We start from the raw sequence: 16,752 nt of genomic DNA on the forward strand, positions 1-16,752 counted from the left end.
TAATTAGGGCTTAATCCGTGCAGGCAGGCAGGTGACTTCTCGCGATGGTACAACCGTATAATTGAAATTGGACAGACCTCTCCCGTTGTAGAGAAATGCATGAACAATGCCAGCCATAGATACAGGTAGCTGGCTAATACGGTTGTTTACCATCTCGATATTCATCCTGCTCACCTCCTTCATTAAAGTTATCGTCACTATAACATACCCGACAATTCAAACGCAAGAAAAAAAAGGAACCGCTAGCGGCCCCTTAGGATCGCCAGCAATTCCTCCATATCCTTCGGCATCGGTGCAGAAAACTCCATGTACTGTCCGCTTGAAGGATGGACAAAACCTAAAACGGCTGCATGAAGCGCCTGCCCGTTCAGTTTGATTCCCTTGCTCTTGCCGTATACGGGATCACCCACAAGCGGATGGCCGATATACTTCATATGCACGCGGATTTGATGCGTTCGTCCTGTCTCCAGCTTCAGCTCGAGAAGACTATAGTCTCCGAACCGTTCCACCACGGTAAAATGAGTAACTGCATGCTTGCTGTTTCGGTCCGTCACCGTATATAATTTACGATCCTGCGCATCCCTGCCGATAGGTGCATCAATCGTTCCTTGATCATGACTGATATTTCCATGTACAAGAGCCAGATAACGACGGTTCACGCTATGGTCCTTCAATTGAGCGGCCAGAGAAGCATGAGCTTTATCGTTCTTGGCTGCCATGATTAAACCGGTTGTATCCTTGTCAATTCGATGAACGATGCCAGGCCGAAGCTCCCCGTTAATGCCAGACAAGTCCTTGCAGTGAAACATCAGCGCATTCACAAGCGTTCCGGAGGAATGCCCCGGTGCCGGGTGAACCACCATCCCTCTCGGTTTATTCACCACAATCACGTCCCGATCTTCAAAAGCAATTTCAAGCGGAATGTCCTCCGGAATAATCTCAACTACCGATGGCTGAGGTACACTCAGCACAATATGATCACCCTGACTCACCTTATAATTGGATTTTACAGGTTCCTCGTTGACCTTAACATGTCCATCTGTAATCCACAACTGCACCTGGGAGCGCGAAACTTCTTCCCCTAGGCTCTCCGTTATGTATTTATCTAAACGGGTCTTGGAGGAATCAGCATCTACGGTCCACTCATGAAGCTCCTGGCCCTGTACCGTTCCATCGTTAAAGTCCGCATCCATATCCATTTCGTCTTGCAACATCATTCATTCCCTTCTGTACCCGAAACTCCACTTGTTGTCTTCATCTTCTCGCGTCTTCCGTCCAGAAGCGTATCCAATATAATTAACGCCACACCGATCACAATACAGGAATCAGCAATATTAAATATCGGGAATGTGTAGCTGCCGAAATTGAACTGCAGGAAATCCACAACCTCTCCCATTACCAGGCGATCGATGAAGTTCCCCAAGGCCCCGCCAAGAACAAGCGCAAGTGCTGTAGGCAGTAATCTGCGTCCTTCCTTCACTACCTTTTGCAAGTACCAGATGATACCTGCCACCACGATAAGCGTCACAACAATGAAGAACCATAATTGATCCTGCAGTATGCCAAACGCGGCTCCCCGATTTCGGCTCGATGTGATCAGGAAGAAATCACCGATTACCGGAATCTGCTCATATAGCTCCAGGTTTGTGGCAATCAAGTACTTGGTGCCCTGATCAATAAGAAATAAAACAAATGCAATCAAATAATATACCACTTGTTTATGTCACTCCGTTCTTGTCTTCTCCAACCAAACGTTCACCTTCGCTGATCGGTACATAACTCGTCTTATTGTAGCACAGCGGCTCAGAAATCGTCCATTCCTGTCCATTGGCGAGAACATTTTCCGTCAGTAAAACCGACACGATAGGTGCACTCTATACATATGAATCAGAAGGTCAACTTCGGACCATGAAAGGAGCCTGACATGTCGCATTTAACTCAGGAGCAACTCGATATTCTGCAACAGAAGCTGATGGATCAAAAAGTTGAGCTTGAACGGCGCATGATCTATAACGACCAGCATGGGCTCGGCGAGTCCGAGAGAGATTCAACCGGCGAGTTATCACATATCGATAATCACCCCGGTGATCTGGCTACAGAGCTCTATGAGCGGGAAAAAGACCTCGCCCTCCAGGACAGGGTAGATCTTGAACTGCAACGTGTCATTTTCTCACTTGAAGCCATCCATCACGGACGCTATGGTGTTTGTCTGACCTGCGGCCAGCCCATTCCATATGAACGGCTGGAAGCTCTGCCTGATACGCAATATTGCGTAAAAGACACTCCGCGTGAAAACCTGTCCTACAATCGTCCGATTGAGGAAGAGGTGCTGGCGCCCGCTTTTGGTAAATCCAGCATGGATGAACATGAGTATTCCGCTTTTGATGGCGAGGACGCTTGGCAGATCGTCGAAAGCTGGGGCACCTCCAACACACCTGCAATGGCGGAAGGAAACGACATTGACAGTTATAACGAGATGGATATCGAGAATGGCGATGATCATGGCGGTTTTGTTGAGGTATATGAAAATTTCGTTGCAACCAATATCGATGGTTCCGAGGTCTTTATCGTGCGTAGTCCCCAGTACGTTGATTACCTGAATCGGGGCGAAGGAAGTTACCTCCTTGATCCCAACGGGGACCCCGATGATGAATCCTTCAGCTAACTAATAGTTCCGGGTGGGCGGTATGACTGCGATTAGGGCAGCTGCCGGCCCCTTGTACATACTTGCAAAGCATTCCTTGTTATGTCAACTCCAGCTGACGCTGAACAATACGCACAATGTCTGCAATATAATCACCGATAATCGGCAAATTCAGTGCGCCCAGCGCCTGAAGAACGTAGATGATGGTGGCTGCAAAAAAGGTGAAACCAATCGCAATCCCCACGCCGCGGGCTGTGCCAGCCAGCAGATTCGTCCATATCAGCTTCCAGGGCCGGTTCAACAGCTGAGTGTATTCCGCAATCCGGGACTTCTCCAGCTGTTGTGCAATGTCCGTGGTCATTCGGTGTATCGCGCTCAGTTGATCCTTATCTTCATCCAACACCTTCTTCTCTTCTGTTAACTCCGCTTCATCCGACTTCTCCGCCATATTTCAACGCCCCTTTAGCCGCAATCTCTGCCTGGATACGAAACCACGATTCGCTGATTATTATGTATCTATTGGTAGAATATCATTCGTATAGAACCTTAACCGCTGAAGAACCCTGCTTCAACTTGAATATGAAAAAAACCAACGCCCCATGATAGGGGCATTGGTATTAAATCCAATCTATCTTTCAGGCGATATGGATACCGATCGTTTTGCCGCCAAGCTCAACCCGCTCCATGCCTTCACTTTGTCCAAATTGCAGATCGTTCACGAGCACATTCTCGCGCAGAACCTCTTCAAAAGCGGTAATAGCGCCTCTAAGCTCATCATCCGTGTCAAGAGTCAGGTTGACCCGCTTCTCAATCGGCAGATCCAGTTTCTTGCGTGTATCCTGTACGGCACGCACGACTTCACGAACCCAGCCTTCCTGCTCCAGCTCTGGGGTGATATCGGTATTGAGCGCAACGGTTAACCCATAACCCGAAGCGGATGCAAAGCCCTCCTTCGCTTTCTTCTCCACCAGAAGCTCGTCAGCAGTAATCTGCAGCTCCTCACCTTCCGGTGAAGTGACATTCACACCGCCCGTTTGAACCGCTTTGCGAGTGTCGTCACTGCTCATCCCCTTCAAGAACCCTTGCAGGAAACCGATATTCTTACCATATTTCTTACCGGCAACCTTGAGATTCATCTTCAGCGTGAAATCTACGAAGCCGCTGTCGCTGGTCTCAACCTCGATTGCTTTTACGTTGATCTCATCCTTGATAATGTCTTCGTATCCGGAAAGATCAAATTCACGGTTCATGGACACAATCAGCTCGGACAGCGGCTGACGCGTCTTGATTCCGGTCTCGTTGCGGACGTTGCGCGCAAGCTCCACAATCTGTCTTGCCGTCTCCATGTCCTGCTCCAGCGCCTTGTCGATCAGCGCTTGGTCTGCTTGCGGGAAGTCGGCCAGATGCACGCTCTCGCCGCCGCCCAGGTTGACAAAGATATCTTCGGACAGCATCGGCGTAAATGGAGCCATAAGCTTCGAGAGGGTGAGCAGCACATGCGTCAGCGTTCCATACGCAGCCAGCTTATCTTCGCTGAGCCCGCTGCCCCAGAATCGGTCGCGCGAACGACGAATGTACCAGTTGCTCAGCTCATCCACATAGGCTTCGATGGCTTTGGCTGCATTCAGGAAATCATTCACAGCCAGCCCTTTATCAACTACTTGAATCAAGCTGTTCAGGCGGGAGAGAATCCAGCGGTCCAGCTTATGGTCCGATCCCTTGAATTCATGCTCCTTCGGATCATAGCCGTCAATACCGGCGTACAGCGTCAGGAATGCATGAGTGTTTACCAGCGTATCCACCACTTTGGATTTCGCCTCGCCAACGATCCCTTTGGAGAACCGCTTGCTGTTCCATGGCGCACTGTCAGCCAGCAGCGCCCAGCGGAAGGCATCCGTACCGTACTCTTCGATGATATCCCAAGGATCAATGACATTCCCTTTGGATTTGGACATCTTCTGTCCATTCTCATCCAGGATATGACCTGTGGCCATGACCGCTTTGTAAGGAGCTTTACCCGTGAACAAGGTGGATACGGCCAGCAGGCTGTAGAACCATCCACGTGTCTGGTCAATTCCTTCGCAGATCATATCGGCAGGATACTGCTGTTCGAATTTCTCCTTGTCCTCGAACGGATAATGATATTGTGCAAAAGGCATCGATCCGCTGTCAAACCATACGTCGATCACCTCAGAGGTGCGTTCCATCACGCCACCTTCGCAATGCGGGCATTTCACTTTCACTTCATCCACGTAAGGCTTGTGAAGTTCCAGATCCTCCGCAATCTCGCCAACCGCGTTGGCACGAAGATCAGCAATGCTGTGCGGGGCATATTGTCCTTCGCACGTGTCGCAGACCCATACGTTCAGCGGCGTTCCCCAATAGCGGTTCCGGCTGATATTCCAATCAACCAAATCTTCCAGGAACTTGCCGAAGCGGCCATCACGCACGTGGCCCGGATACCAGGTTACCTCATTGTTGTTCGCAATCAATTGATCCTTAACGGCTGTCGTCTCGATGAACCAGCTCTCCATTGCATAATAGAGCAGCGGGGATTTACAGCGCCAGCAGAACGGGTAGCTGTGCTCATATTTCTCTTTGCTGTACAGAAGACCTTTTTCAGACAACGACTTCACGATATCCAGATCGCAATCTTTGACGAAACGTCCGGCAAAGTCTGTCACTTCATCGGTGTATCGGCCTTGGCCATTGACCACACTTACAAAGCTGATGCCATTCTCGCGGCATACCCGATAGTCATCCTCACCGTGAGCAGGAGCCATATGCACAATGCCCGTACCGCTTGCATCCGTAACAAAGGAGGCGCCAACGACTATATTTTTTTTCTCCGCTTGTACGAAGGTAAATGGAGAATCATAGGTTTTGCCAACCAGCTCAGAACCTTTCAACGTAGATAGAACGGTAAACTCGCCCTTCATGACATCCTCTACCAGATTTTTAGCGACGATGTAGATGCCGTCCTCCTGCTCTACGCGCGCGTAATCCATATCCGGATTTACAGCTAACGCCACGTGGGATGGAAGTGTCCAAGGCGTGGTGGTCCATGCCAGTACGTATTCTCCGCTATCGTGCAGCTTGAATTTGGCAGTTGCACTCAGGTCTTTAACATCCTCGTAGCCCTGGGCTACTTCATGAGAACTGAGTGTCGTCTGACAGCACGGGCAATACGGGCTTACACGATGACCGCGGTACAGGAGACCTTTGTCATGGATTGTCGCCAAGATGTTCCATACACTCTCAATATAATCATTCTCCAGCGTGATGTAGGGATGATCCAGATCGGTCCAATAAGCAATCGCTTCGGTCAGCTCACGCCATTTATGCTCGTATTCAAACACACTTGATTTACATTTCTTGATAAAGGCTTCCACGCCGTAATTCTCGATTTCCTGCTTGCCGGAGATACCAAGCTGCTTCTCCACGCCAAGCTCAACCGGCAGTCCGTGCGTATCCCAGCCCGCTTTCCGAACGACATGGTAACCTTTCATCGTCTGATAACGGCCAACAAAATCTTTAATGACCCGGCCAAGCACGTGACCGATATGCGGCGCACCGTTCGCGGTTGGAGGCCCTTCATAGAATACATAATTCGGCTTGCCGGCCCGGCTTTCGATCGATTTCTTGAACGTGTTCTCCTCGTTCCATTTGTTCAAGATGCGCAGCTCTCTTGCCCGCGCCTTCTCTTTGACGTCTACTCTGTTCATGCCAATCGTCCTTTCGCCCTGATTCGTAATGTTCTGTGAAAATAAAAAAAGGCCTCATCCCCAAAGGGACGAGAACCTGTTCTCGCGTTACCACCCTAATTTCGCTGAACAGACTTCCGCTAGAAGACTATCCATAACGACACCTTAAGTCCATGTCTTCACTACAAGACAAGGTCCGATGTAACGTTCGGCAGACGGTTTAGCTTACACACGCGGTTAAACGCTTCAGCTTCACTTCTCCGGGATGATCTTCTGCTTGGTCTGAACGCCGGACTTTCAGCAACCGCCGGCTCTCTGATGGACAGATCCTTCGCGTACTATTCCCATCAACGAATTCGAATATGAATCAACAATATGTTATTAGTTATAGACTCTTTCCGGGAAAAAGTCAACCGGATACCCGCCTAGTATACCTCTTTAGGCTCAAGACTTGCTTCACGGCTCTCCAGCGTCTCCCAGCCTTCTTGCTTCAAGAGCTCCAATTGCGCCTCAACCAAGGAGCGGAAACGGGTACGGTAGATGGATGCCTGCTTCTTCAACTCTTCAACCTCAAGCGCAATTTTGCGGGATTTGCTCAGCGCATCATTGATAATACGGTCTGCGTTCTTCTCGGATTCCTTCACGATCAGCTGAGCTTCCTTCTTCGCATTGTGCTTCAGCTCATCCGCCGCTTCTTGAGCGACAATGATCGTCTTGGATAAGGTTTCCTCAATATTTGAAAAATGATCCAATCTTTCCTGCATCGTCAACAGCTGGTTTCCCAGCTCCTTATTTTCCCGGATCACACTTTCGTAATCTTTAATAATCTGGTCCAAAAACTCGTTGACCTCGTCCTCATCATAACCCCGAATTCGACGGGCAAATTCCTTGTTATGTATATCAAGCGGTGTCAATGGCATGGTGTGCACCTCCTAAATATATGGGCCTTACAAGACGGTTCATCCGCTGTAGTAGCCAAACCACCCGTCCATGAAGACAATAGCGGTCATTCTGATTTATCGGCAAATCCATTGTAATTATTAATGTACCTTGTATTGTTTCGACAAAAAAACGGCAATTCCTTCAAAGGTCAGGCATATTTCCCAACCTTGATACGGTACCGCCCTTTTTTCGTCAGGCCGCCTGTCTCCAGTACTTTAAACCTTCCAAAGCCTTGGATGGAGACAACATCGCCTTCTTTTAAATTCGTTGAAGGATCCTCTTCCACTTTCCAGTTCACACGGCATCGGCCCGCCTTGATCGGTACCACGATTTTCGTCCGGCTGATCCGGTATGCGTCACTGGCGATCCCGTCGAGTCTCATGGAAGATGCGGTAATATCCATCGTATCGAAATTCGTATGCGTGACCTGAAGCTTGTCCAGCGGCAGCAGTTCCGTCATCACGTGCACCCTGTGAACTTGACTGAGATTCAGATGCAGGAACGAACTGATGTCCTCGGCAACCACCGTATGGCAGCCGTCCTCAAGCACATGAATATCACCGATCTTGGATCTCTTGATGCCAAGACCCAGAATCGAACCCATGTAGTCGCCATGGTCGAGCTCCAGAAACTTCTGATCCCCGGAAGATATGCTGAGCACTTTCATCTTCAAATCCTCGCCCTCAAGATCCCGATAATCCGGTGCAATCAATGCCCGAACGCGCTCCGCGTCAGCATGTCCACCTTGAAACAGGGCATGCACATCGGGGTGACGATTCACGAGCGACTCCAGAATGAATCTCTGACGAGGGTCCAGGAAATCCGTCAGCTTCGCTTCATGATACTGTCCGGCATTGACAACCCATTCCCAAGCCCGGTCCACAAATTCACGTTCGTCCCTGTGAAAATGATCATAGATGTCCAGTTTCATGCTTATTCACCTGCTACAGTAGATATCCGAGGATAGCATACACGCCCCGTTGTGCCAGCTGCAGCACGAACAACGCGACAATCGGAGAAATATCGATCATACCCATAATCGGCGGGATAAACCGGCGGAATGGAGCCAAATACGGCTCAACTAACTTGCCAAGCAGCTCCCCGACAAAGCTTTCTCTCACATTCGGGAGCCAAGACATTAAAACGTAGACCAGGATCATGTAAAAATAAATTTGGAACAGGGTTCCAACAATGCTATAAATTTCGCTGCTCAAAGCCTAGATCACCTCATTCTGTTATATTCATGCTCGTCTGCTAAAATCTCGGAGATGGAACCTTGAATTTCGACGGTATCCGGTGTGCATAGGAAGATATTCCCGCCTACCTTGGAGATTCCGCCACTAAGCGCATATACCGTTCCGCTGAGAAAATCGATAATGCGCAGCGCCTGATCATTGCGTACGCGCTGCAGATTAACGACAACCGTTCGGAATGAGCGCAGATGATCTGCAATCTCCTGTGCTTCATCATATGAACGCGGCTCCACTAATACAACCTTAACGTTCTTCTGTGAATGAATGCTGACGATATTTGCATTTTTTTGATTTTTCCGATGATCAAACGGGGTTGCCTCCACCGGCTCGTCCTGCGAGGCAAGAACCTCGCGTTCCACAACTTCTTCTTCCTCTTGCAGTCCCAAGAAATTCATAAACCGGTTCATCACGCCCATCGTCAATCCTCCTCTTTACCTACTAAAATTGAGCCGAGACGCACCCAGGTCGCCCCTTCTTCTATGGCAACTTCAAAGTCATTGGACATACCCATGGACAATTCAGTCAACGGCTCCAATGTCAGCGCCTGCTCATTCAGCTCATCTCTTAGTTGTCTTAAACCACGAAATACAGGACGCGTCTGCTCCGCTGACGACTCATATGGAGCCATGGTCATGAGTCCGGTTACCTTTACGTGTGAAAGACTGTTGATTTCCTTCAAGAACTCGGCTGCTTTCTCAGGAGCCAATCCGTACTTGGATTCCTCGCCCGAGATATTAACTTGCATAAAGGCGGATACCTGAAGGTTCAGCGCTGCAGCCCTCTTCTCCAGCTCATGGGCTAAGGACAAGCGGTCAAGTGAATGAATATATTGAAATTTATCAATGACATCCCTGACCTTGTTGGTCTGCAGGTGCCCGATGAAATGCCACGTTCCCCGGTCTCCAAGGGCGTTCCACTTCTCCTGGGCGTCCTGCCAGCGGTTCTCGCCGATATGCTGAAGTCCCTGATCCAGTACCGAAGCTGTTTTATCCAAGGAGACATATTTAGTGACCGCAATCATATTCACTTCATTCCGGTCCCTGCCGCTTCTTGCGCAAGCCTCCGTTATTCGCTGTTCCACCTGATCGATACGTTCCATCAAACTCAAGGGACGACTCACCTCTTTCTCATCCCGATCCAACTTGCCATACGACCCGTTGTCCCTCCATCCTTGCGGTAGGAGAAGAACAGATCGTGATTGCAGCTTGTACACCATGAAGTACATTCGATATGTTCCGCCAATATTCCTGCTTTAATCATAATGTGTCTGTTTATTTCTTTCAAGTTCAGCATGTATTTTCCGCGTCCCTTGTCGATATACAGGGCTGATTTTGCAGCTTCCTCTGGCGTAAGCCCCCCGAATCCAATATCACGGACACGATCCATGACCCGATCATCCACCTCATAGCAGCACTCGCCTATCGACGGACCGATGGCTGTACGAATATTCTGCGGCATGCTGCCATACTCCAGGGCCATCTTGGCGACCATTTCTTCAGCAATACGGCCTACCGTTCCCTTCCAGCCGGCATGGGCCAAACCGACAGCACCCGAAACGGGGTCCCAAAAATACAATGGCACGCAATCCGCATAGAAGGAAGTCAGCAGCACGCCGGGGACATGGGTCACAAGTCCGTCTGTATTTTGAAAGGCCGAGGTCCGATCCAAGCTTCCTCTGCCTCTGTCCTCTTCGTGAACGACACCAATCTGAACGCCATGCACCTGTTCACCACAGGTCCAGTCCTCCAGTGAAAACCCAAGTGACGCAGCGGTTAATTTCCGGTTCTCTACAATGTCACCCGGTTCATCTCCGACATGAAAGGCCAAGTTCAGACTGACATATGGTACCCGGCTAACGCCTCCTTGCCGGCCTGTGAAACCGGCTGAAATCGCAGCAGCCTCCGTTTCCCTTCCCCATTTTTCCAGCACGAACAGACTCGGTGTCTGCTTCTCCTGACTCACAAACGGTTCCATGAACATTTCACCTCTATCCCAGTGTAACAGAAAACATACGCTGGAGACACATCAACCGATTGGCGGCTTGTCAGAAGCTGCGCCGATCATGGCGATCCGGGCGATCCAGATATTCCACCGGCTCCTGATCTTCCGGCATTCTTCGCAGCTCCTCCATCTTGACAAGCACTACATCCGAACCAATCTTCACGATATTCCGCCAGGGGATGATCAGATCACTCCCGCCGCCAAACAGCCCCATAAACTTTCCGTAACTTGGCACAACAATCGCTTCAATTCGACCCTGCCGCAAGTCGAGTTCCAGATCACTGATCTGTCCCAGCCGCTTGCCATCAATGATATTAATAACATCCTTCGTTTGAAAATCGGAAATTTTCATCTTTTTCCCCACCATTTGATTTTCAGGTATCATGAGCATTCACACCTTAGATGTATTTGAGGATCGGGCATGCCGTTTACATAAATCCCCTCTGTTCAGTATATGAGCCGCATGAGTAAAATAACTTACTTAAATTAAAAAAACGACCCCTTGAATGGGATCGTTGTCTTTTCGTTTGATGGCTGGTCTTCCTAAGTTTTGACATGCTTCTGCATTTGCTTGATCGCTGACTTCTCCAGACGGGACACCTGAGCTTGGGAGATGCCGATTTCATCAGCAACTTCCATCTGGGTCTTGCCTTCATAAAACCGCATGGATAAAATCATTTTTTCACGTTGTCCGAGCTTGTGCATCGCTTCCCGGAGTGCAATTTCTTCAATCCAGGATACATCTTTGTTCTTATCATCACTGATTTGATCCATCACATAAATCGGATCTCCGCCATCATGATAAATCGGCTCAAACAAGGACACGGGATCTTGAATAGCATCGAGTGCAAAAACAACATCTTCCTTGGGCACATTCAGCGCTTCGGAAATTTCAAAAATCGTCGGTTCGCGCGAGTTCGCATTTGTCAGCTGATCCCGGACCTGAAGTGCCTTGTAAGCAATATCACGCAGGGATCGCGAGACGCGAATCGGGTTATTGTCCCTTAAGTAACGACGTATTTCTCCGATAATCATCGGTACGGCATAAGTGGAAAATTTAACATTTTGCGACAAATCAAAATTGTCGATGGCTTTCATCAATCCAATGCACCCTACCTGAAACAGATCATCAACAAACTCCCCCCGATTATTAAACCTCTGGATGACGCTGAGGACCAGTCTCAGGTTGCCATTCACCAGTTTTTCTCGAGCTGATCGTTCATTGTTCTGCTGCAGATTATGGAACAGCTCCCTCATTTCCACATTCGTCAGAACCGGCAGTTTTGACGTATCCACACCACAAATTTCAACTTTGTTTCGCGTCATGATGACTAACCTCCCAAGGAGAAACATTACTGTACATTATCTCCGAGGGGGGTTATTTTATTCCTTGGGTTTTCCAGTTACACCATCTTGTTGAATTCTTTGCGGAGTCGTTTAATAATTCTCTTCTCCAATCGGGAAATGTAGGATTGTGAGATTCCAAGCAGGTCTGCCACGTCTTTTTGCGTCTTTTCTTCCCCGTCCTGAAGCCCGAAACGAAGCTCCATAATCATGCGTTCCCTGTCGCTTAATTTATCAAGCGCTTTTTGCAGGAGTTTCCGGTCCACCTGCTCTTCGATGTTACGGTAGATGGTGTCATTCTCGGTGCCCAGCACATCGGATAAGAGCAATTCGTTGCCATCCCAATCGATGTTCAGCGGTTCATCAAAAGAAACCTCGCTTCGCGTTTTGTTATTCCGCCGCAGGTACATCAGTATTTCATTTTCAATACAGCGCGAGGCATATGTAGCCAGCTTGATTTTTTTCTCCGGGTCAAAAGTATTCACCGCTTTAATCAGTCCGATCGCACCAATCGATACCAAATCCTCGATGTTAATGCCGGTGTTCTCGAATTTGCGGGCAATGTACACAACCAGACGCAGGTTACGTTCGATCAGCATAGCGCGGGTGGCTGCATCGCCGGAAGGCAGCTTCTTGAGCAAGAACTCCTCTTCTTCTTTCGTAAGCGGAGGCGGAAGCGCCTCACTTCCTCCGATGTAGTAGATTTCCTGACTCTTCAGGCCTAGTAAAAAAAGTACGCGGTAATACTGCAGCTGCAATGCTAATCTCCATTTAACGGGCATCTCGTATCCTCCTAAACGTTTTCCCGAAGGGACAACATAACTTCGTAAGTGTAGTCACGGTTTTCCTCGCTTGGCATGATAACTTTCCATAAGAGTTTCAAAGATTACATCAGCATTCCATATAGATTACACGATTCGAAGACTATGAAAATAGCTTTATCATCGTTATCCCGCAGTCTTCGCCTCACCAGATTCAACAAGGCTAGATTCGGTATTCTGTTGTAAAGCTTCCTCCTGAGCAATACCTGCATGACCCTTGGGCGTGCCCTCTCCCTCCGTCAAAGCCGGATGGATAATGGCCCGGTATGCCCTGTCGCCGGACAGCGTTCCGCCATCAAGACCAATCAACACTTTGGATGATACGTATTCCAGTCCTCCCAGTTCAATCCGTACCATGTCGGGCTTTAGGGCAAGCATGAATGCGGCCCCCCGGTTGACACCACGGTACGGAACTAACCGCAGACGGTCCTGCCAGTCAAATTCCTCTGCCCCCAGCCCCATAATTAATTTGTCCGGTTCCCCCTCCATCAGCTGTTTGCTCCAGCCCTGGGGCAGATAAGCTTCCCATAGCGCTGCTTCCATCACCATAACGGGCGTGCGCGTCAAGGGATCGCTTAATTGGTTTCCTGTATCGAGCAAACCCACACAGGAAATTTTGGTGCTGCCAATCCATACGGAGACATCACCTAACAGGGTTTCACGGTTCTCGGTTTTACGTTTCGTGGTCTGAACCGCCTTAAATGCGAATACAACTACAAAAAAGGTAATGCATGCAAACCAGAATCCCACCTTCAATTCAAAGGATAGCCCTCCCGATGTCGTATACCATATCCCACTGAACAATTCTCCCGAATTTTGCACCAGATAATGAAATCCGATAATACCTCCGGCTGCGGCAAAATTCACCATATAAAAAGCTCCCAAATGACGAAGGTAACTCTGCAAGCTTGCAAATCCAAAAGCAATCCAGAGCATAATCAATGAAAGTCCAAACTTAATGAGAAAGGTGTACAAAAACGACAATTGCGGGACAAACATCATGACAACATACAGTGCGCCTACCACGGAAGATAACACTAGCCTCCACCATCTTGGTTTGACCCTGCGCATCCAGGCGGTTAACGCCAGCAATATGCCGTCAATGACGAGGTTTGCCAAAAATATGAGATCAATATAAACAACCAGGTTGTTCACCTGCCTAGTCGAAAAATCCACTTCCGTTATGCTTCTGTTGTTTTCTGGGCAATGGGAGATGTTACTAGTATAAAAAGAATAGAATTCAAAGTCTGTCTAAACCTGTGGGCCGATTACAGACTTTTTTTGTCGATGAAGGGCAGTTTTTAGAAACCGGAGCCAAGAGGACTCTCCGCTCGTCAGTCAACCATCTTGATCTTGGGAAAAAACCAGGGGAATATCCATATGTTACGCAGCGTTTGAGCACCTGAACCTTTATTCGTGAAAGTGTGACAGCATCAGCACTATTTACTTCTTACTCTCTTATGGATGGGATGGGATGTGGTATGGCAAGGCTGTGGAGAAAGATAAAAAAAATAAACCTGTCTTCATCAGGATGACGAAGCACAGGCTTATTCGAATTAATCATTATTACGGGAACGATTGCGAAGGAATGTAGGAATATCGAGCTGATCATTGCCGTTCTGATTGCCAAACGGCTTCAGATTCACATTGCTCTTGTCCGTTGCCTGCTGCTGCTGCTGTTGTTGTTCCCCTTGAGGCATTGCAGGGCGACGTCCAGGAGGGATCGGTGAAGGTTTGCTCTCAAAGCCGGTAGCGATCACCGTTACCTTGATTTCTTCCTTCATGCTTTCCTCGATAATCGCACCGAAGATCATGTTCACTTCCGGATCGGAAGCTGAGGTTACGATCTCGGCCGCTTCATTTACTTCATACAAGGAGAGATTGGCTCCTCCTGTAATATTCATGATAACACCACGTGCTCCCTCAATAGAGGTCTCAAGCAGCGGGCTCATAATTGCCTTGCGGGCAGCTTCAGAGGCACGGTTCTCACCGGTAGCCAGTCCAATACCCATCAGCGCAGATCCGCGTTCTGTCATGATGGTCTTCACGTCGGCGAAGTCAAGGTTGATCAGACCCGGTACTTGGATCAGATCAGAAATGCCCTGAACGGCCTGACGCAATACGTTATCAGCTTCTCGGAACGCTTCCAGCATCGGTGTCTTCTTATCCACGATCTCCAGCAAGCGATCATTCGGAATGACGATGAGTGTGTCCACTTTCTCTTTCAATGCTTCAATGCCAAGCTCCGCTTGGGAAGCACGCTTGCGTCCTTCGAACGTAAACGGACGAGTGACAACCCCAACCGTTAATGCCCCGCACTCCTTAGCAATTTCAGCTATGACAGGAGCTGCGCCTGTTCCGGTTCCGCCGCCCATACCAGCTGTAACGAATACCATATCCGCACCCTTCAGGGTGTTCATAATCAAATCACGGGATTCTTCGGCGGCCTTCTTGCCGACATCAGGATTGGCACCAGCACCAAGGCCGCGAGTCAACTTATCCCCGATTTGCAATTTGTGTTCGGATTTAGCAAGATGAAGTGCCTGAGCATCCGTATTTACCGTTATAAATTCAACACCCTGCACACCATTCTCAATCATTCGGTTAACAGCGTTGCTTCCGCCGCCACCTACTCCGATTACTTTTATTTGAGCCAAGCTATCCATTTCAAAATCGAATTCCAACATCTAATCCATCTCCCCCTCAATGTGCGTGGATGGCACGTCCACTGTCGAATGAATCCGCTATATAAACTCGCTGAACATCTTTTTCAGGCGTTCAATAAATCCCGGCTTCTGGCTGGTCTCCTGAGTTGCTGCGACAGGATTTTGCTGCTTCGCGCGATTCACCGGTTTCTTGCTGTTTCCGCTGCTGTTGTTGCTTCCTCCTGTATTGCGTACACGTACATTCCGGATTGCATTATGGAGGATGCCGACTCCGCTGCAGTATCCCGGATCACGAACACCGATAAAATCGGGAACAGCAATCCGTACGGAAGTCGCCAGCTCATTTTGTGCCACCTGCAGCACACCAGGCATGGACATAGTGCCCCCAGTAAGTATATAACCACCAGGAAGCTCACTGTAACCCAAGCGTTTAATTTCTTGGCTTACCAATTGGAAAATTTCCTGAATACGAGGTTCTATGATAGCTGCCAGATCTTCTTGAGTGAACTCCTTGTCCACATTGCTTCCAATTCTCGTCACTTTAAAAGTTACTTCGGGCGCAGCACTCTCAATCAGTGCGCATCCATACTTCAATTTCACCTTCTCTGCTTGATCCGTCAGAGTTCGCAGTCCATATGCAACATCATTCGTAACAAAATCGCCACCAACCGGAAGCGTCGAGGTTGCGGCAATGCTGCCTCCCTCAAACACAGCCAGCGTGGTTGAGCCTGCTCCGACGTCCACCAGTACCGAACCCATCGTTTTCTCATCCTTCGACAAGGCGAGTTGTCCGGCACCAAGCGGAATCAACACCAGATCCTTCACTTTCAGGCCTGATTTCTCCACGCATCGTAACAGATTATGTATTGCCGTTTTGGCGCCAGTAATAATCGTCGCTTCTACCTCAAGCCTCACGCCGATCATTCCTCGCGGATCTGAGATTCCTTCCAAACCGTCAACTACAAACTGTTTAGCAACCACATCGATAATTTCACGATCAGGTGGAAGCGCCACGACCTCCGCTGCCTTCAGCACGCGGTCGATGTCCTCTTCGCCAATTTCTCGATCCTCGTTCGATACTGCCACAACTCCATGGCTGGATTGAAGTCCGATATGATTTCCGGAAATGCCGACATATACTTCGGATATTTGAATACCGACCATACGCTCCGCATGATCTACAGCGCTGCGAATGGATTGTACGGTCTGGTCGATATCTACAATTGCACCCTTGCGAATTCCCTCCGAGTCGGCAGATCCAACTCCAATAATATTAAAGGTTCCATTATTAACTTCCCCAATAATAGCACGAACTTTGGATGTACCGATGTCCAAACTAACAATGATGTCATTGTTGCTCAAGCCCTGGCACCTCCT

The 16,752-nt window shown here is 48.9% G+C and carries 19 protein-coding genes and 1 other annotated feature; of the genes, 1 reads left to right on the forward strand and 18 read right to left on the reverse strand.

Annotated features, from left to right (window positions below; all coding sequences use genetic code 11):
- Positions 1–3 precede the first annotated feature (3 nt).
- From M2277_RS17115 to M2277_RS17130, 4 genes are all read right to left on the reverse strand, one after another.
- On the reverse strand, positions 4–165 hold the full coding sequence (locus M2277_RS17115; RefSeq protein ID WP_006209100.1) for a hypothetical protein: 162 nt from the start codon (positions 163–165) through the stop codon (positions 4–6).
- Between the two features lie 77 nt (positions 166–242).
- Positions 243–1,214, reverse strand: a complete 972-nt coding sequence (locus M2277_RS17120) for an RluA family pseudouridine synthase (protein ID WP_063478977.1) — start codon at positions 1,212–1,214, stop codon at positions 243–245.
- Entirely contained in the window at positions 1,214–1,714 is a 501-nt protein-coding gene (lspA, locus tag M2277_RS17125) for a signal peptidase II (RefSeq protein ID WP_006209098.1), read from the reverse strand. The genes M2277_RS17120 and lspA overlap by 1 nt, the downstream gene beginning before the upstream one ends.
- A gap of 4 nt (positions 1,715–1,718) precedes the next feature.
- Positions 1,719–1,862 (reverse strand): hypothetical protein, encoded by a 144-nt coding sequence (locus tag M2277_RS17130; protein WP_006209097.1) that lies wholly within the window; start codon positions 1,860–1,862, stop codon positions 1,719–1,721.
- A 62-nt stretch (positions 1,863–1,924) separates the two neighbouring features.
- Between M2277_RS17130 and M2277_RS17135 the strand changes: the two genes are divergently transcribed.
- Positions 1,925–2,665: a TraR/DksA C4-type zinc finger protein gene (locus tag M2277_RS17135; protein WP_006209096.1), complete on the forward strand. Its 741-nt coding sequence runs from the start codon at positions 1,925–1,927 to the stop codon at positions 2,663–2,665.
- A 79-nt stretch (positions 2,666–2,744) separates the two neighbouring features.
- On the opposite strand, the gene M2277_RS17140 is transcribed toward M2277_RS17135, so the two are convergent.
- From M2277_RS17140 to ftsA, 14 genes are all read right to left on the reverse strand, one after another.
- Positions 2,745–3,092 (reverse strand): DUF5665 domain-containing protein, encoded by a 348-nt coding sequence (locus M2277_RS17140; protein ID WP_006209095.1) that lies wholly within the window; start codon positions 3,090–3,092, stop codon positions 2,745–2,747.
- A gap of 187 nt (positions 3,093–3,279) precedes the next feature.
- Positions 3,280–6,369 (reverse strand): isoleucine--tRNA ligase, encoded by a 3,090-nt coding sequence (gene ileS, locus M2277_RS17145; protein ID WP_280755236.1) that lies wholly within the window; start codon positions 6,367–6,369, stop codon positions 3,280–3,282.
- A gap of 61 nt (positions 6,370–6,430) precedes the next feature.
- Positions 6,431–6,708, reverse strand: a binding site (T-box leader).
- A 65-nt stretch (positions 6,709–6,773) separates the two neighbouring features.
- Positions 6,774–7,268 carry a DivIVA domain-containing protein gene (locus M2277_RS17150; RefSeq protein ID WP_036637907.1) on the reverse strand — a complete coding sequence of 165 codons (495 nt, stop codon included), beginning with the start codon at positions 7,266–7,268 and terminating at the stop codon, positions 6,774–6,776.
- A 170-nt stretch (positions 7,269–7,438) separates the two neighbouring features.
- Entirely contained in the window at positions 7,439–8,221 is a 783-nt protein-coding gene (locus tag M2277_RS17155) for a YlmH family RNA-binding protein (RefSeq protein WP_006209094.1), read from the reverse strand.
- Positions 8,222–8,234: 13 nt separating this feature from the next.
- The gene (locus M2277_RS17160; protein WP_006209093.1) at positions 8,235–8,504 is read right to left on the reverse strand and encodes a YggT family protein; all 270 of its coding nucleotides are present in this window, start codon (positions 8,502–8,504) and stop codon (positions 8,235–8,237) included.
- Positions 8,505–8,512: 8 nt separating this feature from the next.
- The gene (locus tag M2277_RS17165) at positions 8,513–8,959 is read right to left on the reverse strand and encodes a cell division protein SepF (RefSeq protein ID WP_036637904.1); all 447 of its coding nucleotides are present in this window, start codon (positions 8,957–8,959) and stop codon (positions 8,513–8,515) included.
- 2 nt (positions 8,960–8,961) lie between these two features.
- Positions 8,962–9,651: a YggS family pyridoxal phosphate-dependent enzyme gene (locus tag M2277_RS17170; RefSeq protein ID WP_006209090.1), complete on the reverse strand. Its 690-nt coding sequence runs from the start codon at positions 9,649–9,651 to the stop codon at positions 8,962–8,964.
- 8 nt (positions 9,652–9,659) lie between these two features.
- Positions 9,660–10,517 (reverse strand): peptidoglycan editing factor PgeF, encoded by an 858-nt coding sequence (pgeF, locus tag M2277_RS17175; RefSeq protein ID WP_280755237.1) that lies wholly within the window; start codon positions 10,515–10,517, stop codon positions 9,660–9,662.
- 70 nt (positions 10,518–10,587) lie between these two features.
- Entirely contained in the window at positions 10,588–10,896 is a 309-nt protein-coding gene (locus tag M2277_RS17180) for a YlmC/YmxH family sporulation protein (protein WP_100086481.1), read from the reverse strand.
- Positions 10,897–11,087: 191 nt separating this feature from the next.
- Entirely contained in the window at positions 11,088–11,870 is a 783-nt protein-coding gene (gene sigG, locus M2277_RS17185; protein WP_006209087.1) for an RNA polymerase sporulation sigma factor SigG, read from the reverse strand.
- Between the two features lie 77 nt (positions 11,871–11,947).
- Positions 11,948–12,670, reverse strand: coding sequence for an RNA polymerase sporulation sigma factor SigE (gene sigE / locus M2277_RS17190; protein WP_006209086.1), 723 nt, complete (start codon positions 12,668–12,670; stop codon positions 11,948–11,950).
- Positions 12,671–12,835: 165 nt separating this feature from the next.
- The gene (spoIIGA, locus tag M2277_RS17195) at positions 12,836–13,855 is read right to left on the reverse strand and encodes a sigma-E processing peptidase SpoIIGA (RefSeq protein ID WP_280755270.1); all 1,020 of its coding nucleotides are present in this window, start codon (positions 13,853–13,855) and stop codon (positions 12,836–12,838) included.
- A gap of 410 nt (positions 13,856–14,265) precedes the next feature.
- Entirely contained in the window at positions 14,266–15,396 is a 1,131-nt protein-coding gene (gene ftsZ, locus M2277_RS17200; RefSeq protein ID WP_148247854.1) for a cell division protein FtsZ, read from the reverse strand.
- Positions 15,397–15,453: 57 nt separating this feature from the next.
- Positions 15,454–16,737, reverse strand: a complete 1,284-nt coding sequence (gene ftsA, locus M2277_RS17205; protein ID WP_006209083.1) for a cell division protein FtsA — start codon at positions 16,735–16,737, stop codon at positions 15,454–15,456.
- Positions 16,738–16,752 lie beyond the last annotated feature (15 nt).

It is taken from the genome of Paenibacillus sp. LBL (assembly GCF_029893715.1).
Classification (GTDB): domain Bacteria; phylum Bacillota; class Bacilli; order Paenibacillales; family Paenibacillaceae; genus Paenibacillus_AQ; species Paenibacillus_AQ glucanolyticus.